At 42.1% G+C, this 22,623-nt stretch carries 15 protein-coding genes and 1 tRNA gene; 2 read left to right on the top strand and 14 right to left on the bottom strand.

Annotated elements, in window-relative coordinates; translation table 11 throughout:
- Window positions 1-3 precede the first annotated feature (3 nt).
- The 7 genes from A3K91_RS07895 to A3K91_RS07865 form a co-directional block, all read right to left on the bottom strand.
- Complete coding sequence (locus A3K91_RS07895; RefSeq protein WP_062844770.1) at window positions 4-294, bottom strand: hypothetical protein; 291 nt, start codon at window positions 292-294, stop codon at window positions 4-6.
- A gap of 36 nt (window positions 295-330) precedes the next feature.
- The gene (locus tag A3K91_RS07890; protein ID WP_062844769.1) at window positions 331-2,613 is read right to left on the bottom strand and encodes a TonB-dependent siderophore receptor; all 2,283 of its coding nucleotides are present in this window, start codon (window positions 2,611-2,613) and stop codon (window positions 331-333) included.
- 412 nt (window positions 2,614-3,025) lie between these two features.
- Window positions 3,026-4,738, bottom strand: a complete 1,713-nt coding sequence (locus A3K91_RS07885; RefSeq protein WP_062844768.1) for a multidrug ABC transporter permease/ATP-binding protein — start codon at window positions 4,736-4,738, stop codon at window positions 3,026-3,028.
- Between the two features lie 170 nt (window positions 4,739-4,908).
- Window positions 4,909-6,879: a Fe(3+)-hydroxamate ABC transporter permease FhuB gene (fhuB, locus tag A3K91_RS07880; RefSeq protein WP_062844767.1), complete on the bottom strand. Its 1,971-nt coding sequence runs from the start codon at window positions 6,877-6,879 to the stop codon at window positions 4,909-4,911.
- On the bottom strand, window positions 6,876-7,832 hold the full coding sequence (locus tag A3K91_RS07875) for an ABC transporter substrate-binding protein (protein ID WP_062844766.1): 957 nt from the start codon (window positions 7,830-7,832) through the stop codon (window positions 6,876-6,878). The genes fhuB and A3K91_RS07875 overlap by 4 nt, the downstream gene beginning before the upstream one ends.
- Window positions 7,829-8,593, bottom strand: a complete 765-nt coding sequence (locus tag A3K91_RS07870) for an ABC transporter ATP-binding protein (protein WP_062844765.1) — start codon at window positions 8,591-8,593, stop codon at window positions 7,829-7,831. The genes A3K91_RS07875 and A3K91_RS07870 overlap by 4 nt, the downstream gene beginning before the upstream one ends.
- Window positions 8,594-8,777: 184 nt before the next feature.
- Window positions 8,778-9,932: an SIP domain-containing protein gene (locus tag A3K91_RS07865; protein WP_062844764.1), complete on the bottom strand. Its 1,155-nt coding sequence runs from the start codon at window positions 9,930-9,932 to the stop codon at window positions 8,778-8,780.
- A 383-nt stretch (window positions 9,933-10,315) separates the two neighbouring features.
- On the opposite strand from A3K91_RS07865, the gene A3K91_RS07860 reads away from it, so the two are divergent.
- Both A3K91_RS07860 and A3K91_RS07850 read left to right on the top strand, forming a co-directional pair.
- Window positions 10,316-11,443 carry a M14 family metallopeptidase gene (locus tag A3K91_RS07860; protein ID WP_062844763.1) on the top strand — a complete coding sequence of 376 codons (1,128 nt, stop codon included), beginning with the start codon at window positions 10,316-10,318 and terminating at the stop codon, window positions 11,441-11,443.
- 793 nt (window positions 11,444-12,236) lie between these two features.
- Complete coding sequence (locus tag A3K91_RS07850; RefSeq protein ID WP_062844761.1) at window positions 12,237-13,919, top strand: NAD-dependent malic enzyme; 1,683 nt, start codon at window positions 12,237-12,239, stop codon at window positions 13,917-13,919.
- Window positions 13,920-14,166: 247 nt separating this feature from the next.
- Here A3K91_RS07850 and A3K91_RS07845 read toward each other — a convergent pair whose 3' ends face one another.
- From A3K91_RS07845 to A3K91_RS07815, 7 genes are all read right to left on the bottom strand, one after another.
- A complete protein-coding gene (locus A3K91_RS07845) occupies window positions 14,167-15,852 on the bottom strand; it encodes a sensor histidine kinase (RefSeq protein ID WP_062844760.1) in 1,686 nt (561 codons plus the stop codon).
- A gap of 53 nt (window positions 15,853-15,905) precedes the next feature.
- On the bottom strand, window positions 15,906-16,565 hold the full coding sequence (locus A3K91_RS07840; RefSeq protein WP_062844759.1) for a response regulator: 660 nt from the start codon (window positions 16,563-16,565) through the stop codon (window positions 15,906-15,908).
- Between the two features lie 354 nt (window positions 16,566-16,919).
- The gene (locus tag A3K91_RS07835) at window positions 16,920-17,492 is read right to left on the bottom strand and encodes a PepSY domain-containing protein (RefSeq protein WP_062844758.1); all 573 of its coding nucleotides are present in this window, start codon (window positions 17,490-17,492) and stop codon (window positions 16,920-16,922) included.
- 311 nt (window positions 17,493-17,803) lie between these two features.
- Window positions 17,804-17,880, bottom strand: a tRNA-Ile gene (locus A3K91_RS07830).
- Between the two features lie 93 nt (window positions 17,881-17,973).
- A complete protein-coding gene (locus tag A3K91_RS07825; protein ID WP_084387304.1) occupies window positions 17,974-18,777 on the bottom strand; it encodes a pteridine reductase in 804 nt (267 codons plus the stop codon).
- 32 nt (window positions 18,778-18,809) lie between these two features.
- Complete coding sequence (locus A3K91_RS07820; protein WP_062844757.1) at window positions 18,810-19,994, bottom strand: tRNA nucleotidyltransferase/poly(A) polymerase-related protein; 1,185 nt, start codon at window positions 19,992-19,994, stop codon at window positions 18,810-18,812.
- A gap of 198 nt (window positions 19,995-20,192) precedes the next feature.
- Window positions 20,193-22,514 (bottom strand): NADP-dependent malic enzyme, encoded by a 2,322-nt coding sequence (locus A3K91_RS07815; protein ID WP_062844756.1) that lies wholly within the window; start codon window positions 22,512-22,514, stop codon window positions 20,193-20,195.
- Between the last annotated feature and the right edge of the window lie 109 nt (window positions 22,515-22,623).

The raw sequence follows: 22,623 nt of genomic DNA, 5'->3' as shown, positions 1-22,623 counted from the left end.
AGTCTAAATAGTGGCATAACATATCAAGCCTAATATGCTTGATAGGCTCGCCACTACTGCCCATGCCAACCATAAGCGGCGTAATGAAAACACCAAAATAATCATAAGCGCACAGACCACGACACTTGTTATTTGCCCCCAATAAATAGCAGAAATGTCATCTATGGTTAAAGCCAAAAACAGTAAGTCAGTGAGTACCGCGATGCCGTAGCTACCGCCAATCGCTAAAACAATACGACTGATAACGCTAAAGTCTGGTAGATAAAAACCGTGGCTACTACGGCGTTTACTCATGTGATGGCCTATGCATTCAAATAATTGGTATTAAGATTAAAAGCGATAAGTCAAGCGGCCTACCACATTTAATGGCTCGCCATACGTCAGTTCATTGAAGGTGCTGCCAGCAAGATATTTTTGGTTGAATAAATTATTGACATTAAGCTGTGCTTCCAGATTTTCATTAACAGTGTATCTTGCCATAATGATAGCAAGGGTCACATCATCTTGACTGTATTTTTCAGAGCGCTGGGTCACAGGGTTGGTAACGATACCATAGTAGCCGTTTGACCAATCTATACCGCCGCCAATGGTCAAGTTGGGAATGATATCGTCCATATCATAAGTGGCAAATAGGTTAAGCGTGGTATCAGCAAAACCAGTGTTAATGGCTTTACCACTATTGTCTTCAGCATTAAAATGCGTATACCCAACGCTTGCTTGTAGATTGTCACTAACCTTACCAGTGACTTCTAACTCTACGCCCTGACTGGTAGCACCTTCTGCTCCAAAATAAGCTTGTTCAGGAGGACTGGTACCTGGAATTTTATTACTACCGTCTGCTTGAGCAAGGTTGTCTTGTTCGATTCTAAAGATGCTGATTTGACTTTGTAAGGCACCGTTATCTGACTCGCTTTTTAGACCAATTTCATAGTTTTTACCTTCGATTGGATCGAGATAATTGCCATTGATATCACGCTGGGTTTGAGGCTTAAAGATATCGCTATAACTGGTATATAGGCTGTGATTTTTATCAATGTCAAACGTAATACCCGCATAAGGTGTCCAAATGTGATCAGATTTAGTATTCACATTTCGGCCATACTGCACACCTGAACGCTCATAATCAGACACGCGAGACCCCAAGATGACTGATAAAGGGTCCGTTAACTGAAGCTGGGTTGCAGCAAATACGGATTTTTCTTTAATGGTGACATCAGAGCTTCGAGTTCTGTCTCCCCATGCTGGTTCAGGGTAGCTGCCATCCCACTCAAAAAAGTTGGTCAGCGGAGCAAGGTCATCTTCAGCAGGTGGGGCATAAGTAAAGGTATCAAGTTCACTTTTGCTATAAGATCCGCCCACAATGAGTTTGTGCGTTCTGCCTAGTGCATCAAAATTACCCGTTAACTCAGTTTTAACATTGGTCTGTTTGCGTTCGGTATCTGCATGGAATACGTTGAAACCTAGTCCTAAGCCAGTGTCGACATTAAGTGGACCGCCAAAAAGGTAGAGAAGTTTTGGACTGCTGTCACTCTCATTGTAGCTGGCTTTGGTAGTCAGGTTCCAATCTTCGTTAAAATCATGATCGATATCAGCGAAGTAATAGACATTGTCAGAATCCCAGTTTGTCCAATTGGCACTACCATTTTTACTGGTATCCCAATTCGCTTTTGAGCCATCACTTAGGTAGTTTGGCAAACCACCCCACATGGTAGCTCTTGATTTATTGTGTTGACGGCTGGCACCGACACTGACTGTGGTGCTGTCGCTCACATCCGCATCAACCGTGGCATAAATCAGATTTTGACCCAATTCTTGACGATCGATGAAGGTATCACCATCTTGATAACTTGCGACGACGCGGCCCCGTACGGCACCGCTCTCACTCAATGGCTGACTACGGTCAATGCTAACACCGTAATTGCCATAACGATTGACATTGGCAGACAGCTCTGTAACAGGGATGTCGCTATCCGCACGTTTACGTATGAGATTGATATTGGCAGAAGGGTCGCCTGAACCACTCATCAAACCGGTAGCGCCTCGCACGACCTCAACATGATCAAACATAGCAGTATTGGCAGAGTATTCGCCCATCGCCGCTTGCTGAATAAAATTGGTGTTCAAGCCATCAATTTGGAAGCTATTGATACCAAAACCTCTTGATGACAATCCATTACGCGCGCCATCAATGCTACTTACTTGAATGGCAGGCGATCGCTTAAGTACGTCTATTAGAGTATTAGAGTTTTGGTCTTTGATTTGTTGATTAGTGACGACGCTGGTAGCCTGCGGCGTCTCTCTTGCTGATAAGGCCAGTCCTGTGGCGCTACTGGCGACAGGAATGGTATAGCTATCCGTATTTTCTGTAATCTGTTTATTTGTGTCTGCCGTGACTACGATAGTGGGTAGCGTAGTGCTTGGTTCTACTGTGCCGTCTGCACGGTTGATTTCGCTACCTTCATCTGTAGTCGTGGTTTGCTGTGAGGTTTCAGCATGAATCATCGAAGAGCTGACAGCCAAAGAAGCAATCGCTGAAAGATGCATGGTCTTTTTGACGAACCAACTTAGCGTGCTTGGCTTATGTTGCTTTGTACCTTGTGCAATGATAAACATCAGATGATATCTCAATTAGAGTAATAGAAAAATTAGGAAGCCATTTCTCAATAAAGCGTTAGATGGCTGACCAATAAATAATTTGATAAGAAAATATGCCGAGAAGCAATCTTAATTTTAGTACATGATAATGATAATTATTATGATTAGCAATACAATACAGAAATATTTTTGACACATAGTTTCTGGATAGAAGTGATAAGAGGTTTTAATAGAGAGGATGAATCATAGAATATTTATGAACAATGTTTTATATTTATAAGTAGCTCATAATAATGGATTTACGCAATAGTAGCGCTTAATGGTAAATAGAAATCTAGCAGTTGTTATTAATAAGAGTAGGGGGAAACGTATATAAGCGCAGTATTTCAAACGATACCGCGCTCATGGTTCGGCTTGATTTTAGCTCAATTTAATGCAGCATAGATATGGCATCGGCACTGGCACGCTGTCGTTCTTCAGCATTCAGCTCGATTAATTTACCTCGTTTCATCAACAGCAGTCGATCAGCATGTTCAAAATATCCATCATCGTGACTGATGATAAATAAGGTTTTGCCCATGGCTTTTAATTCAGGAATGAGCGTTTGGTAGAATACGCGGCGAAATGCAGGGTCTTGATCTGCAGCCCATTCATCAAGCAGTAAAATGTCTTTTTGTTCTGCCACAGAAATCAACATCGCCAAGCGTTTACGTTGTCCTTGCGAGAGCTTATCGGTTGATAAACGCTCGTCAGTCACGCTGACTTTGTCCTGTAGATTGAGTTTGTGCAGCCACGACGTTACCAACGTCATATCAGGATCATTGCCTTCGCGACCAACAAGCTGCTTAAACAGATGTTGATCGCTAAAAATAGCAGAAAATAGTTGCCTATAATCAACCACATTGGCATCCGAGATAACGTGCTCATCAACGCTTACCTGACCCATAGTTGGGGTAAAAATACCGGTAATGATCTTAGCTAAGGTGGATTTGCCGCTACCATTTGCGCCGATCAAAAAGACCACATCGCCACGTTTGAGCGTCAGATTGACATCGCTTAGTATATCGCCAGCCGTATCGTGTTTTTGAGTGGCGGCGTCTTGAGCATTGTTTTCGATATTTTGGTAACGATAACCAATATCGGTCAATGATATAGATTGCCAATTCTGTATGGCTGCATTGGTGGCAAATTCTGGATGATAATCACTGAGTTCTAGAGAGTGAATCTTATCCAATGCCACCTGAGCCGTTTGTATGGTGGGATAAGCGCCGACTGCATGTAATAAAGGCGATTGCATAAATAAAATCGTTAAGGAAAAAGTCGTCGCAACACCCATTGGTATATCAAGATAATTGGACAACGCGAACACCACCCCAATGGCGGCGAACATCATAATGTTTGACCAGTTCACTGCTGATAAATGAAACGTATCGGCTTTGATCACAGATTTTTCATACGACTTAGCATGCGTCACAAAATCGGTTTTGTACAATTTTTCAGCACGGTGCTGATTCAAAGCCAGCTCTTTGCGTCCTTCGATAATTGATTGATAATCTTGATATAAAAGATCGTTGAGCTCTCTTAATCCCGTTAAATGTTGATAAACGTGCTTCACTAAAATAGTACTGATCCAAATCGTCATCGCAATCCAAAACATGACAATCAAGAGTAATGGCAGCGAGAGCCAACCTAGATAAATTGCCACCCCAGTCGACAAAATTACCCCTTGCACCAATTCTGGCATGCGTACAAAAGCGACCGTAATTGATTGAATATCAGAGGATAGGCTAGCAATTAACCGCGCACTTCCTAGATTATCAATTTGCGGTACCTTGGTATCGATGATCTGTTTGACCAATTTGGTTCTTAGCTCATAGACAAATTTATGTCCCAAGCAGGTCAAGGTATACTGTGAGATAAAAGTTGTGACCAGTAGTAGTACTATTAAACCTGCAAAATAGCCCAAACTTAACCATGACAACGTATTAAAGACAGGCTGACTTATAAAGGTGTGGTTGATATAAGCAATAATCCCAACACTGACTGCCGCATTAACTAGGTTCAGCAAAATAACCTTGAGAAAAGGCAGGCGATAGTATGCCCAAATCATACGATACAAAGACGATGGAGTGCGAGAAGACATAATGGCTCAGTAATAGAATGAATTTTATGTATGTTTGATGGCATAAAAGAGAGGGGAGAGATGTCCAATCCCTTTTTAGTATGTTATAAATCGTTTTAGGTGAGTAGGGGTGTCATTGACTCACAGTAAATATTTTTTGTGCTTAGCTATTGATATCTAATGGTTGTTATTTACGCTCTGATACGGCGCATGAGATACAAGAAGTAGGCGCCACCAATGATGGCAGCAATGGTGCCAGCGGGTATCTCGTAAGGAAAAATAATATAACGACCAAGCCAGTCTGCGATTACCATCAAAGCGGCACCCAAGATAGCAGCCAGTTGCAGCTGACGTTTGAGCTGAACTGCGCCAAGCGTTGTCGCCAAATGAGGAATCATCAATCCCACAAAACTGAGTGGACCCACAGCCAATGTCGATATGGTACTAAGCGCTGCTACCAAGATTAATATCAAGCTTTGGAATAGTCTTAAAGAAACGCCAAGCTCACGCGCTATTCCACTGCCCAAACTCAATATCTCTAAGGGTCTTACTATCATAAAACTCAATAAAAACAGTGCTGCAGCAAACGCCACAAGCAGCCAAGCAGTCTCAGGACTGGCAAGATAAGTAGATCCTGACAGCCAGCTGAGAACTGCTTGTAATCGTTGATCTCCAGATATCTTGACCAGACTTAACACACCGCCCATTAAGGCAGCAATCGCCACTCCCACCAATAATAAGTAAGCAGCATTCACTCTGCGAGCCAGCCACAAGATTAAACAAAGTACGATAGAGGCGCCCAGTAATCCTGATAGTACGATGCCTGTATAGCCAAAGCTGGGTAGGAAAATAAACGCCAATACCACGCCTATTGCCGAGCCTGAACTGATACCTAATACCTCGGGGCTAGCCATAGGGTTACGAGTCAACGTTTGTAATAATACGCCAGCAGTTGCCAGCATGACGCCCGTGGCCGCTGCACTCAAGGTACGAGGGAGTCTAAAATCAACAATTAAATCCCATACGGCATTTAGCTGCCAACCGTTGGCGGTAGCAGTAAATACGAGTATGCTGCCTATTAACAAAACTAAAGCAATGCTCCAAGCAAGCAAGTGTGTCTCGCGACGTTCTGAGACAAGCGTTGGTGCAAGCTCCTCAGTATGCTGGCGACTTTGCATCATAATCAGCCATATAACCAACGGCGCACCCAGTAACGCCGTCATCGCATCAGCAGGAATATTGAGAGACAGATAATGCTGTAGTATCGTTGTGACATTACTGGTAATCCATAATAAAAGCGCCCCAAACCCATATCCCAATAACAGACGATACCCGATGTGTCTGACAGAAAACACATTGACGAGAGTTGCCGCGCCCAAACCAATAAATCCAATAGGGCCTACGCGACTGACGACAAGCGCTGTTAAAATCGCCACCAATCCTATTACCAATCCACGAATGAGGTTGACAGGCACGCCCAAGCTTTTGGCTTGTCGATCATCTAGGCTCATGATTTCTAGCGGCTTTAACAACGGCATCAAGCTGATAAAAGCAACCACGCTAGCAATGGTCAAAGCGACAGATACTTGCCAATTATTTTGGGTAAGACTGCCTGCTGCCCATACCATAATATTTAGGGATTCTTCAGCATAATAGATTAATAATAAAGCCGCGATAGCACCCAGCAAAATATTAGTGACCAGCCCCCCTAGTACCAGTACCAAAGGATTCATGCGACTAGGAGCAGCTAGGATAAAGACGATTGCCATACTGCTGATAGCACCAATAAAAGCCACCCAAAAGCTGCCACCCAAATTGAAACTGGGGAAGAATAAAGTGACCAGCAGCAAGGCTATGTTTGCACCGCTACCGACGGCTAGGGTTGTGTCTGAAGCAAGCGTATTTTTTACCAGCTGCTGTAGCAACACACTGACTAATCCTAAGAGACCGCCAGCCGTTGATGCCACCAGCATCGTCGGTAAGATTTGTAGCTGGATACTCATGTCCGCAAGGGATAAGTCAAATGATGGGGTAAACAGCTCAATAAAAGGCAGGTTCCATAGCTGATGCACGACTGCATAACTACTGACCACCGCCATTACTATTAAAAAAACAACCATCAGATAGATACGGTTGGCAGAAGAAAAAGTATTTTTAATCATAAGTCGGTATTGCCTACAAAAGTGGCATTCATGAGACGATCGGCCAAGACATTCATAGAGGCGACGCCACTATTGTTCCATGTGGCAGGTAGTACAGTAAGACAACGGCTTTTACCAGCGGATTTGGAGTTTTCGCGAAAAGAATATCCCAAGCGCTGCCACACTAGACTATCTTCTAACTCTAGCTTCAGAAGGTCACCGATAGGTTCAACGACCACAAGACACGTATCATCATCAAGCTGCGCTAAGTCGCCAAGCATGATGGGCATAAATCCCCATTCGTTACCATCTGCAAATGCGGTTAGCTCCAGACCCATGGTATCTAAAGCGGGTTGAAACAAACTGTTGTATGAAAACATGCGCAAATTATTGGTGTCAGCAAATTGTACGACTGCCATTTTTTTGATATGAGGATAGCGTTTATGAAACGTCTGGCCCGCTTGTGTTATCTGCTCTTTACTCTTATCTAAATACATTTGAGCGGCTTGCGGCTGATTGATGGATCGTCCTAATTCTAAGGTTGGCTCTATAAAATCTTCCCATTTTGCCATCTGATTTGGACTGGTCAATTCGATAGAATGAATAGGTAAGTCGCCGTACATAGGTTGCAGATGCTTATAAAAAGCGTTGTCTATCACCACATCTAAGTCAAGCTGAGAGAACATTTCAGGATTGGGCTGATAGCGCGTGCCTACATCGTATGTATCTTTGGGTATCAGCGGTTTTCCGACCCATTCTTTATAAAAAGTTTTGTCACCCATGGCAACTGGCGGATATCCCATACCCGTTAGCGTTGCAGCAATGCCCCAATCTGGAGTCATCACGCTGGGCGTCTTTTGAGGGTTTGAAGCGTTCAGTGCTGCTGGCGTTGCATCCGATGATTGGCAGCTGCTCAGCAATAAGCTTGAGCAGAGTGCCATACAGAGCGCAATCGAGGAGGGGATCGCTTTCATATAACCGCTACTTTGTGATTGGTGTCAGGATGAGTTAGTAAGGTAAAATCCACACCAAATATCGACTGTAGTACTTCTTTTTGCATGGTGCTTGGGACATCACCCATGTGGCAAAGCTGACCTTGTTTTAGCGCAATAAACTCATCACAAAATCTTGCTGCCAGATTGAGGTCATGCAAGATGATGACCACGCCCAAACCTCGCTGATCAACCAACTGCCGAATCAGTTTTAGCACCTCGACTTGATACACCACGTCAAGTGCTGCTAATGGCTCATCCAATAGTAAAAATTCTGTCTGTTGTGCTAAACACATTGCCAACCACACACGAGCGCGTTCGCCACCCGATAAGGTAGATACTTGACGGTCTCTAAAAGCCTCGACTTGAGTCAGCGTAATGGCTTTGTTCACATGTTCATGATCTTGCGCGCTCGGTTTTTGTAGCCATTTTTGATGAGGATAGCGCCCTAGCATGACCAGCTCATAGACCGTAAATGCACCAGCATCAGGTAGATTTTGGGGTAGGTAGGCGAGATTTTGTGCCAATGCTTTGGCCGAAAAATCCTTTAGATTGTGCTCATTAATAAGAATGTCACCTTGAGTCGGTGTCATTTCTCCTGCCATCGCCTTGATAAGACTAGATTTGCCCGAACCATTATGACCAATCAAAGCATATAGCTTCTTCGGTTTAATTTTAAAAGAAATGGGTTGCAGCAATACTTTCTTTTGGCGTATCAAGCTTAACTTATTGATGTACATCATAGTGAGCAGTCTAAAGTAAATGAAGCATTCTAAATAAAAAGGACTTAATAATGCAAATGATTTTCATTTTTATTCACAATATGTTCTTACTAAGTGTTTAGTAAGATAAGTCATTACATTATTAAGTAGGTGTAGATAGTATAGAGGGTAGGATAGGTTTCATATCGCAAGAAAATTCTCGTCATTAAGCGCGCCAATAGACTTGTATCGTCATGTCCTGACGTGATAGTCCAAGAACTGATTTTAATTGTGGTCTTAAAGATTTAATGTTTGCGGCTTCAAGAGCGCCCCACACTTTATCAATCTTGATTGGCGTGGTTGTTAATCTCGAATTTAGAGTAGTCATTATTTGTTCAGTAAGTGCTGTTGCGGGTGTATTGATAATATGTAGCAAGTTATCCTGCCTAAAACGCTCATCTTTGGATAAGTGCTCACTGAGTGTGATGTCATGTAGATAATTTATATCTTTTGAATCATTAGTAATGGCAATAACAAGTGGGGATAATGGATTTTGCCAGTTTTCTAAGAGATTGGCGACTGTGGGTAAGGAGGTTTCATCACAGATAAGCAGACATTGTCCATCAGTGAGGTGTTCTAGTTTTTCAGGGTACTCACGCACGCTTTTTATCTTCATACCTGTATCAAGTGATTTGGCCCAATTGCCACCTGAGGTATCACCATGAATATAAACATCTATCCAAGCATGAACAGACGAGCTATCAGCATCCTGCCATGCTTTTCTTAGCGAATAATAGCGATACACACCTTGGAACTCATCAGTGTTATCACTGTCATTCGAATCACGGCGTTCGCCTGAGTCAAGCTTTGAAGCAGCGAATGAGGCATTGAGATCAAGCAAATAGGCGTAACCGGGCTGATTAAGTGGCGTATTGTCAGGAGCAGTGACTAGCAGACGGTACATGTTAGGGCTGGCATAGTAACCATCCATGACCGTAAAGAACTGATCACGCAGTTTTATCGTACGTTTGCCAAGCTTGGTGGCGGCTCTTTGTAATAAGGTTATATATTGCTCTTGCAACGACGCCGCATCAACAACAGGAGAGGTAAAATGAACAAAGTATTGCTCAGTTGGGTGGGCCGCATTTTCAGGGTCGGTCTGATTATTGTCGATACTTGTCAATGCCAGCAGCATTCCATCAGAATACAGCTCAACTATAGATGGAACCGAATCTTCTCGTATGGACGCTTTAGTAAAAATATTGATAAACATTGCTAGCTCATCTTGATGCTCTTCGTTGACATGATCAATGAACAGTTTTTTATCAGCAACGTCTAAAGGGATTTTATCGATAGTATCTTGAACAAAAGGTTGAGCCATAAAATATTAATCCAATCTATAGAGGGTATAGCAAATTGTTATCACGTCAGCACTTTGTAGCGAAGTCATAAGTAATTTAAATCAAAGTGATGCTCATTAAAGCGGTAGAGAACTGGGTAGGAGATGTTAAATGAAGCATAGGCTTTGTGATTGATAATCATTATTATTTTGCTTATTGTTATACCTATTCAATGTTATGTCAATAGCTCACGCTCTATCAATGTGGATAACGGCGCATCAAACCAGCTTTGACATAATATAGTGAGAAAAAAATGTTATATTTGAGCGGATAAAAGTACGATAAGAACGATTACTTTTTAAATATCATTACAAAAACGCATCAAGGATTAAATATCATTACAAAAACGCATCAAGGAGAAGTTATGCGCATCACAGCAAATTTTGACGCAGGTAATATCGACGTTATTGATTTAGAAAATAAAGCAGACATTCAACTGGCTATTCGTCCAGATGTTGGTGGTGAGTTTTTCCAGTGGTTTAACTTTCGTTTAGAAGGTCAGGTTGGGGAACAATACGTCCTTAATATTATGAATGCAGGAGAAGCCTCATACCTTGAGGGGTGGGAAAATTACCAAGCAGTTGCTTCGTATGATCGCCAGCATTGGTTTCGTCTGCCCACTTCTTATAAAGACGGAAAGCTAACCATCATTGCCGATTTGGATTATGAAACCATTCAAATTGCGTATTTTGCGCCTTACAGTTATGAGCGTCATCAAGATTTATTAGCTGCTATACAGATTCACCCTTTGGTAACTTTAGAGTGTTTGGGAGAAACTATCGATAAGCGCGACTTAACCTTGGTCAAGATTGGTGATGATGATACGAGCAAACGGAGCATTTGGATTACGGCCCGTCAGCATCCTGGTGAGACCATGGCTGAGTGGTTGGTTGAGGGTTTGATGCATAGCCTGCTAGATAGTGATAATGCCACCGCTAAGCGGTTATTGGACAGCGCAAACTTTTATATTGTACCTAATATGAATCCTGATGGTAGTGTTCGCGGACATCTACGTACCAACGCAGTAGGGACTAACTTAAATCGTGAATGGTCAAATCCAAGCTTAGAAAAGAGTCCTGAGGTATTTTATGTGATCAATAAAATGGAAGAGACAGGTGTCGATCTATTCTATGATGTACATGGTGATGAAGCATTGCCTTATGTCTTCCTTGCAGGTTCTCAAGGAGCGCCAGGTTACAACGAGCGACTTGCACGACTGCGGGATAAGTTTTCAGAAGTATTGACATTGGCCAGTGCTGATTTTCAATCTGAGGTCGGTTACGAGGTTGATAAATTTGGTGAAGCGAATATGACGCTTGCTACCAATTGGGTGGCAGAACGTTTCGATTGTCTTGCCAACACGTTAGAGATGCCTTTTAAAGACAATGACAATTTGCCTGATGCAGAGACAGGTTGGTCGCCTGCGCGCTCTGCAAGATTTGGCGAAGCCTCATTGATTGCTATGCTGGCGGTCGTTGATGATCTGCGTTAATTAAGATTATGCGTTGGTCGGCATTTAGGGCAGCCCATTGATATGGTTTATCAATGGGTTGCTTTTAAATGAATGGCTGTTATCAATCGGCTAGTCAGTGCTGTGTCTAACACTAGCACATCACACCGTAGTTATTGATCAGTGGTTGAAAACTTTCGAATTGACAAAAATTATTTGTCATAAACAACAATACGATGCCTACAATCAATAAAATAGCCGCCCACAACAATAGCGTTAGAGGCCAGTTGGTTAAATCTTGATGACCACATTGCTTACATTTCCAAACAGGATGTTCTAGTTTGGTGCCGCATTTCGGACACTGATTATGATCAATAAACAATGTGGCCTCCTATATATACAGACTTTCTAAAATTATATATTCAATTAATCAAGTAAGCAATTGTTTATTAAAGTATCAGTAAGGTAACAAGATTTAGGTCAGGATTAATGCGTTTAAGGGTAATCAGTTCTGAAAATGCATATCCAGCAATCAATATCCCTCGGTTTCTTTCAGCTGTTCTTAATTGCTATTTAAGTCGATTGATTTTGCCAAGAGCTGCCATAATTTCAGTATAATAGGTTGCTGTGCTGATAAGCTTGCCTCGGCTGGTTTTGTTTTGGCACATGGATAACGTTTGCACCGCTGCTCTTAACGACTGAACCGCTGCACTTAAGTTGACGTTATGATCCTTTTGATCGCTTCCACTTTAAATTCTGATTATTTAATGAATGAACAAAAATATTTAAATAGTTAAATTTGTACCACAATACACTTTCACTAAGAAGATTTATTATGCAAACAAAACGTCCGTTATACATTCCTTTTGCTGGACCGGCTCTATTAGAAACCTCTTTATTAAATAAGGGTAGCGCTTTTTCATCAGAAGAACGGGATAACTTCAATTTAACAGGTTTATTGCCTCACAACATTGAGACGATTGAAGAGCAGTCACTACGTGCTTATCATCAACTTCGCTCGTTTAATAATGATATGGACAAGCATATCTACTTGCGTAATATACAAGACACAAACGAGACCTTGTTTCATCATTTGGTTGAGCAGCACATTGAAGAGGTGATGCCGCTTATCTATACGCCAACCGTTGGCCAAGCTTGTGAAAAATTCTCTCAAATTTATCGCCGTAAACGTGGTTTATTTATCTCTTATCCTGAGCGTCATAACATCGACGACATGCTGCAAAATGCCACCAAACAAAAGGTAAAAGTCATCGTTGTGACCGATGGCGAGCGTATTTTGGGCTTGGGCGATCAAGGTATCGGCGGTATGGGAATTCCAATTGGTAAATTGTCTTTGTATACGGCTTGTGGCGGTATCAGTCCAGCTTACTGCCTACCGATTTTATTGGATGTAGGAACCAATAATCAACAATTGCTTGATGATCCTATGTACATGGGCTGGAGAAATCCACGTATCTCTGGTGATGAATATAATGAATTTGTCGACTTGTTTATTCAAGCAGTGAAACGCCGTTGGCCAGAAGTGTTATTACAATTTGAAGATTTTGCACAAGAAAACGCGACACCATTATTGAACAGATATCGTGACCAACTATGCTGCTTTAATGATGACATTCAAGGAACGGCGGCGGTTTCAGTCGGTACACTGATTGCAGCGTGCTTGAATAAGGGTCAGAAACTAAGTCAGCAAAGAATCGCATTTTTAGGCGCAGGATCTGCAGGTTGTGGTATCGCTGAACATATTATTCGCCAAATGCAACGTGAAGGTTTAACAGAAGAGCAAGCTCGCAGCCAAGTGTTCATGGTGGATCGTTATGGCTTATTAACAGATAGCATGACAGAGCTACAAAAATTCCAAGTACCTTTGGTACAAAAAGAATCCGACATTGCACACTGGGATAAGAGTCAAAAACTTGGCTTGGCGCAAGTGGTTAAAGAAGGCAAAGTTACGGTATTATTCGGCGTCAGCGGACAAAAAGGTCTGTTCACCCAAGAAGTGATCGAAACCTTGTGTATTAATACAGAACACCCAATCGTATTGCCACTGTCAAATCCAACGTCTCGTGTTGAAGCGACACCGCAGGAAGTGATGAACTGGAGTCGTGGTAAAGCGATTGTTGCAACAGGTAGTCCTTTTCCTCATACCACTTTTGAAGGGCAGACTTTTGAGGTTTCTCAATGCAATAACAGCTATATTTTCCCCGGTATTGGTTTGGGTGTTCTGGTATCGCATGCGACGGGTATCAGCGATAATATGTTAATGGCTGCCAGCCAAGCACTTGCAGACATATCTATGGAATATGAAAAAGCGCCAGGTGCAATATTGCCTTCTATTAACTTCATTCGAGAGATCAGTGAAAAGATTGCTTATGCAGTGGCACTACAAGCGATAGAAGATAAGCTGGCTCTACCTGTCACGGCAGAAAATCTAGAGCGTCGATTAAAAGCCAATTTCTGGTTGCCAAGATACCGCAACTATCGTCGCACTTCTTTCTAGCCGTTAGAAAGTAGCTGTAAAGTAACTAAGAAGCAGCTTAAAATTACCAATAAAAAAGCCGAATACTACTGTGAGCAGTGGTATTCGGCTTTTTCGATTTTCAGATTAGGCTTCTAAACTGAACGACTCTGATGTTATTTATATGGAGAGAGTAGGTGAGTGCTTAAAACTACTAAACCATCAATAAAGGTGTTAAACAAGCATCAAGAGATATAGATATCAATCTATAAGATTTTTTATCTTTGACTTAGAAGATCAACGTGATACAGAGTCCTCGATTATTATTTTGACTTAAAATGTTCGCGGCAGCGTCATTCATAAATACATCAACACCTGCTTGCTCGCATATTGATTTGACGATAGAGAGTCCAAGTCCAGTTCCTTCTACCGTTTGTGATTTCTGACTGGCACTATCTGATCTCGATTTATGGATATCATCACTGAGTTGCTCATCGCTATTTGATAACTGATTAAGCCGCACAAAAGGCTCAAAAGCATTTTTATATTCATGAGGATGAATACCTGCGCCTGAATCTATGATCTGTAATACCAACCTGCTCCCTGATGCTTTAGACAAATGCTTTAGTTTTCCAGAGTGAATGACATGGGTGCCAAAATTATACGGCGCATCTAAAACGGATTTATGTGAGCTGTCTGAGTTTTGTTCAAGCTGATACAGTTTAACAATGACTTGACCATTAGCTGGCGTATAAATAATGGCATTTTGGATAAGGTTTTTGACGAGTATTAATAATGAGGTCTCATCTATATTTACTTTGCTATTAGGTTGCAAATCAACGATAAGCTCGATATGTTTATGATCAGCAATAGGAATGAGTAGGCCAATGACTTGCTCGACAATAAATTTGACGTTGGTCGGTGTGTACTCATCTTCTAATGCAGTATTAATATTGCCAGCTTGAGCGAGTGTTAATAGCTGCTCAACCAAACTCTGATTACGTTTTAGACGGACCGCTAGTTTATCTAAACCTTCTGACATAATCTTATCATTGGCAATACGCTGCAATCGTTGTAGCTGTAATGAGATGGCCGTCAGCGGCGAGCGCAGTTCATGGGCGGCATCTGCTATAAAGCGTTGTTGACGCTCGATGCTACTCTTCACAACAGCCAATAATCTATTTAAGGATTCTGCTAGTGGTAACAACTCAGAGGGGAGCCTGTCAATCTGCAAAGGACTTAGATCGTTCTCATTACGTGTGCTGATTTCATGATGCAATTGGCGCACAGGCTTCATCATTCGCCACATGATAAAAGGCAACAGAATTATTAAGAAGGCGATACCGATAATAAGGGGTAAAAAAGACTGTAGCGCACTGGACTTGGCTAAATCGTCTTGTAGTTCTGTTTGTTGACGCAAGATAAGTGCGACTTTTTCATTAGTATCTAAGGATTTAATTTTCACGTCATTTCTATAAGTTCGCCAAGAATGACCGTCAATATCTTGATCGCTTATGCCTAGTGGAATATCAGATAGTAACGCCATCGGTATAGGTTCTGAGTAATCATGCTCATCATCACTATTGTTATCATCAGTTTCATCGTTCTGATAATCTTGTCTGCCATTATCGAGTGGGGCGGAGAGTATAATGATATCAACGGTAATAGCACCATCATCGTCATCGGTGTCAAAGTGAATATTGCTGCGCGCCCGATCCTCATTGTCTGAAAGAGCTGCATCGCTATCCAAATTCCTATTACTTAAGCCCCTATTACCTAAAACACTGATATCAAGTGACTGCTCTAACAATGCTGCTGTATTTTTCAAGTTATCATCTTGAAAGTCACTTATCTCGTTATAGTTATACCAAAATCCGTAACCACCAGCGACGATAGCCAATAATAATAACGACAAAACAGACCAAAAGATGAGCTGGAATTGTAGTGAGTTTAAAAGCTTACGGAGTTTGGGCATCTTAATTCGCTTCTAGCAATGGTAAAACATGTTTTTGAGTGGTTCGCTTAAAATTAGACATTGCTGATATACCACCCAAGTCCCCGAACATTTTTGATTCTATCTTGTCCAATCTTTTTACGTAAGCTATGAATTAAGAACTCAATGGCATTGCTTTCAACTTCATCACCCCAGCCATATAAAGAATCTTCCAGCGCATTTTTAGACATGACTTTTTCAGGGGATAGCATAAAGGTCGTGAGGAGCATATATTCTTTTGCGGTCAAATCGATAGAGTTGCCATCCATCATAACGCGTTTGTGCGCAGTATCTAGACTTAGATTGCCAACGGCAACTTGATTGTCAGCCTTGCCTTGAGAGCGTCGTATCAACACCCTCATGCGTGCAAAGACCTCGCCTAATTCAAAAGGCTTGACGACATAATCATCAGCTCCTGAGTCCAATCCTGCAATTCTATCTTTTAACTGATCACGTGCGGTGAGTATCAATACCGGTGTCTCAATTTTAGCGTCACGGATAGCGTTCAATACGCCCATGCCGTCGACCTCTGGCAGACCTAGATCCAAGAGAATAATGTCATAAGGTTGGACTTTCAGCGTCAAAATAGCTTGACGACCATCCTTGACCCAGTCGACTGTATAGGCTTCATCCTGCAATGCTTCGCTAAGACTTTCGCCAATCATCAAATCATCTTCAACTACTAATACTCGCATTAAATATCCTGACCTATAAAGCATATATTAAAATCTGAGACGTTCGGCGCGACTATTTTAGTCATCGCTACCTAACTGGCTAATAATAACTTGAACTGTCATACTATCGACAATTAAATCATATATCTGCGTGCTCTTAACATATGATATCGTTACGATGAATCTACTTTACATTAGATATATAAAACTATCTTAAATACGGGCATTATAATTTCTGACATGTTAGCGCTTTGATATGGTGTTACCGTTAGTGTTATCGCCTAGATGATGTATCAATGAAAAAGCAGCAACTAATATCTATTCTATTGAGATATCGGCTACTGCTGAGCATTAACGTTAATGTCTCGTTTAATCTTAATCGTCTTTATCAATCTGACTGCTCAAGATTTTACCCGTATTGGCATCTACGCTCACATCATATTTTTGATTGCCTTTAACCACTTCGATATCATAAATAGACTGACCTCTTTCTAAATCGAATGTGGCCGCTATTACTTTGCCATTCACGCTTTGGGCGGCTCTTTGAATAGCGCTATTCAGTGATACTTTGGCTTGCTTCATAGCGCTATATTCAGCCATGTCTTCTTTATCTAATCCCTCTTTTTCAGATTTAACCACTTTGCCCGTATCGGCATCGATTTTTACTTCGTAAGAAGTGCCGTTTGCGATGAGCTTAACTTCATATTCATTAGTCGCATCGTCGTCATCATAATCAAATTCTGCACTGATAAGATCGCCTTTAGTATTTTGTTTGGCTATAGCGATCGCCTGCGCTAGGCTAATTTTACTTTGTATGGCACTGACGGCTTCACTTGAACTTGTTGTAGCTTTAGTACTGAGGACAGGCGCTGCGATAGCAGCAGCACTGACACCTACAACAGTAAGAGTAATGATTGCTGATTTGGTTAGCGTCGATAAATTTTGCATGAGGATCACCTTTATATTAAGTTTATGTCTGACAGTCTGTTTATTGATTTTGTCAGCTACCTTTTGGGTATGGGTTTATCATACAGAATAAGACATAGGAGAAACTTAGCGAGAACCAAGTGTTTTAAATCACTGATTATTTATAATGAATAGCAGTACTTTAAAGAGGGTGTTTTTAACTTAATGATTACTAGAGCGTGTTAAACATTGACTAGGTACTATTTGATTACTTTTTACATGCTGACGGAAACCAGCAGACAATAAAAAAGACCTTCAATTTCTTGAAGGTCTTTAATGGTATTGCTTATATATGGTGGGCCCAGTAGGACTTGAACCTACGACCAAAGGATTATGAGTCCTCTGCTCTAACCAACTGAGCTATGGGCCCTAACGTTAGACGCACAATGATACCTGATTTTTTTAATTTTTCAAGTAAAAGATAAGAAGTAATCAATAAAATTTTTATAAGCTTTAATGTTGATCAAATGCTACTACCAGCCAGCGTCAGACTACGACCTCCATCAATTGTGATAATCTCGCCAGTGATATAATGGGCCTCTACCAGATACAGCACGCTATGGGCAATCTCATCAGGTCTTCCTATCCGTTGCAGGGGAATTGAGCGAATGATATTTTGTTGTTGCTCATGATCAAGCGCTTGGTCGCTATCGGTTTCTGGTAGGATATTGACCCCAGGCGCGACACCATTGACTCGTATGTCCGGTGCCATCTCTAACGCCAAGGATTGTACCATCATGCGATGAGCCGCCTTTGCCATATTATAGACAGTATAGTTAACAAAAGGCTTATTATGGGCATGAATATCCAGTAAGCTGATAATACATCCTTTTTGCCTTTTAATATAAGGGGATAGGGCTTGGCTTAACCACAAAGGCGCTTTGGCATTGGTCAAAAACAGCTCATTCCATTGTGTATGACTGATGTCTCCAAGAGGACTTGGATAGAAGCGGGAGGCATTATGAACCAGCACATCTAGCTGACCAAAAGAATGTATGACTTCCTCGACGAAATCAGTTAGTGAATTAGCCTCTTCAATAATGGACAAATCAGCAACCACAACGGCGGTACTATTGGTGCGAGTGTTATTAAGTTTCTTTGCCAAGTCATCGGCTTCTTGCTCACTAGAGTGACAATGAATGATGACTCTATAGCCTTGGTGATGAGCCGCTTCAATAATGGCAGCGCCGATGCGTTTGGCACTGCCAGTCACCAGCATCACTGGCGCATCGCTATAGACTTTGTACGTATTAGGCTTTTGATTCATAATAATTGATTGTTTTATTTTTAACATTGATATCAGTCGTGGTTTGCCTGCAAATGCTTAATTCTGGCTTGCTGCAAAGCGTCACCAATCGCAGGACCTTTTAGATTTGGCTGAATATCTGACATACCGATAGCATGAAAGCTACCTAACGCTATCATCATCTGACGGTGCTGGATTGCTAGCTGAAAGACATGACTGGTCACAAGCAGCTGTGATAGTTTATCAGGCTCCTTGTGAGCACCGCAAACTTGTATCAGCTCAATCTTCTCGGCAGCACTAAGCATATCTATTGCTGCTAATTTTTCGATCTGTTGGACGAATAGCTTGGCAAATTGGGTGTGTGCTTTTGGCACCTTAACCGTATTACCTATATCAAGAATTCCTTTTGTGATCATCGCTTCGTCAGGCTTTTGCTCTTTATATTTCAGATCAAATAAAGCGGGATTGAGACTGGCCATCAGTAAGGCCCAGCGCTGTGACAAGCTCAGTTGCATCTGACCTGAAAAGTAGAGCGCTGTCTGTATCGTTTCTCGGACATGAATACTCGCCCAAGCATGATGTAGAGGGTCAAAATACTCATTCAGTGCGCCAATATCGTACAGCTGCTGCCAATATACGTGAGGTGATAGCTGCATGGTTGCGTGACTTGACTCTTGCCAGACACGCTCTGCACTCAAATGTGTCAACTCACCTGAGTCTACAAGCTGGCGCATCAATGCCAAGGTTTCATCAGCAATGGTGAATCCCAAATCATAATAACGGCTATAAAAACGAGCGGTTCGCAGCACTCTCAATGGGTCTTCACTAAATGCAATGGAGACATGGCGTAGAGTTTTGCTGTCTATATCATTCAGCCCACCATAATAATCAATCACTTCTCCTGTGATAGGGGAATCGTCCATTAAGCTGGTGACTTCTATGGCCATTGCATTGATGGTCAAATCACGACGCTGCATATCGTCTTTTAAGCTAACGTTAGGGCTGGCATGGACACTAAAGCCTTGATAGCCGACGCCTTGCTTACGTTCTGTACGAGCCAGTGCGTACTCATCGTGACTGATAGGATGCAAAAACACAGGAAAATCTGCGCCCACTTGCTGGAAGCCTGCGTCCAGCATTTCAGACACTGTGGCACCAACCACAACGAAATCTTTGTCTTTAACAGGACGGCCTAATAGATGGTCACGAACAGCACCGCCAACGAGATAAACTTGCATAATACTCTCTTTTTTTGACCCAATTTTACTTACCCAGATTGCACTGAGCAAAAAAAACCAGTCAACGCGATTTGAATGGCGTTGACTGGTTTTAGTATAGCAGACAGGTTCTATCAATAGATAACAGAACCCGCTTAATCATACTGTCATACGTTTGTATTTGCATACTAGGTATGAGGTGCTGCTAAATATGATGTATTACTGATTTTCGTTTTCTAAGTCCTGAGCCTCTGTCACCGTAAGGGCAGTCATGTTGACGATACCACGTGCAGTCGCTGATGGCGTTAGAATATGTACCGGCTTACAAGTACCGAGTAGGATAGGGCCAATAGAGGCACTACTGGTTGCTGTTTTGAGTAAGTTAAAGGCAATGTTCGACGCGTCAAGTGTTGGCAAGATAAGCAGGTTTGCGGCACCTTTTAGCGGACTTGATGGCATTTGATTTGAGCGAATAACTTCATTAAGCGCTGCATCACCTTGCATTTCACCTTCAAACTCGAAGTCAACATTCATATCGGTCAGTAATTGATGAACTTTGCGCATTTTGACCGCGCTGGTACGATTTGATGCACCAAAGTTAGAATGAGAGACTAGCGCAACACGTGGCGTGATACCAAAGCGGTGTAACTGCTCGGCAGCCAAAACAGTCATTTCAGCCAACTGTTCAGCGTTCGGGTCTTCATGAACATATGTGTCAGCGATAAAGATATTGCGATCTTGCATCAACACAGCATTCATGGCATAAAAATCATTGATGCCTTCTTTTTTGCCAATAACGTTTTTGACATACTCTAAATGCATCTGATAATCACTGAACGTACCACAAATCATACCATCAGCATCACCATTATCGACCAATAAAGAACCAATCAAAGTGGTCTTACGGCGGACATCACGACGAGCAAGTTCGATACTGACACCGCGGCGTTTGTTTTTCTCGTAATAACCCTGCCAATAGTCTTTATAGCGAGGATCATCGTCTTGATTAACGATAGTGATGTTCTCACCATCTTTTAAACGCAAGCCTAACTTTTTGATGTGATCATTAATGACCGCTGGGCGACCAACCAAGATAGGCTGAGCAAGTCCTTCATCAACCACAACTTGTACTGCTAGCAAGATATTGTTGTCTTCACCTTCACAGTATACGATACGCTTTGGCGCAGATTTAGCACGAGCAAAGATAGGCTTCATGACAAACGCAGAGTTATAGACAAACTCTGACAGACGTTGACGATAGGCTCTCATATCTTCGATCGGTAAGGTTGCCACACCTGAGTCCATTGCCGCTTTGGCAACAGCAGAAGCAATTTCAATGATCAGATTTGGCTCTAGCGGACCTGGGATCAGGTAGTCACGACCGAAGCTCTGAATGGTTTCGATGTTTCTAGCGCTGGTGGTTGGCGTGGCTTCAACGTGTGCCATCGCAGCGATTGCTTTGACACAAGCGACTTTCATTTCTTCATTGACCGTTGTTGCACCGACATCTAGGGCACCACGGAAAATGTAAGGGAAGCATAACGCATTGTTTACTTGGTTTGGATAGTCTGAGCGACCAGTGGCCATGATGACGTCTGGACGAACAGCGTGTGCCAATTCTGGCATAATTTCAGGCGTTGGGTTCGCTAGTGCAAAGACGATAGGGTCTTTTGCCATACGGCGAACCATATCTTCTGATAACGTGCCTGGCATAGATAGACCCAAGAACATGTCAACATCGTCCATGACTTCTTCAATCGTCGTGGCAGTCGTATCTCGAGCATAGCGCTGTTTGGTTTCATCAAGGTTTTCACGGCTGGTACTGATGATACCGCGCGAATCTGAAACAAAGATGTTATTTTTATTGACACCTAGGGCACAGATAATATCTAGACAAGAAATGGCAGCCGCGCCTGCACCTGAACACACGATTTTAATCTCTTCAATTTTTTTGCCAGTAATCAACAAAGCATTAAGCATCGCCGCTGCAACAATGATTGAAGTACCATGTTGGTCATCATGGAATACCGGAATATTCATGCGATCACGTAACTCGCGCTCGATTTTGAAACATTCTGGTGCTTTGATATCTTCTAAGTTAATACCGCCAAACGTAGGCTCAAGAGACGCAACGGCTTCAATGAATTTGTCAGGATCATTTTGTGCAATTTCAATATCAAAAACATCGATACCTGCAAACTTTTTGAATAGAACGCCTTTACCTTCCATCACAGGTTTTGATGCTAATGGACCAATATTACCTAGACCCAGTACAGCAGTACCATTGGTAATAACACCGACCAAGTTATTGCGCGCCGTATATTTGGCGGCCAATTTTGGATCTTTTGCGATTTCAAGACAAGGTACGGCGACACCTGGTGAATAGGCAAGTGCTAAATCGCGCTGGTTAGCCAGCTGTTTAGTAGGGGTGACTGATATTTTACCTGGGCGTGGGAATTCATGGTAGTGTAAGGCAGCTTGTTCAAACTGCTCTTTTTCTGTACTAAGATTGTCCGTATTCAAACTGGTATCGTCATTCATAATAATGGCCATGGTTGGAATAAATTGTATTAAAGTAAATGATGGTAATTAATGTCATACGCTAAAAAGATCATTGAATGATGAAGATCAAAGCGTAAAATGACAAAGG

Source organism: Psychrobacter alimentarius (genome assembly GCF_001606025.1).
GTDB lineage: Bacteria > Pseudomonadota > Gammaproteobacteria > Pseudomonadales > Moraxellaceae > Psychrobacter > Psychrobacter alimentarius.
The sequence above is the reverse complement of the archived record's forward strand: the minus strand, read 5'-3'. Positions and strand labels throughout refer to the sequence as shown.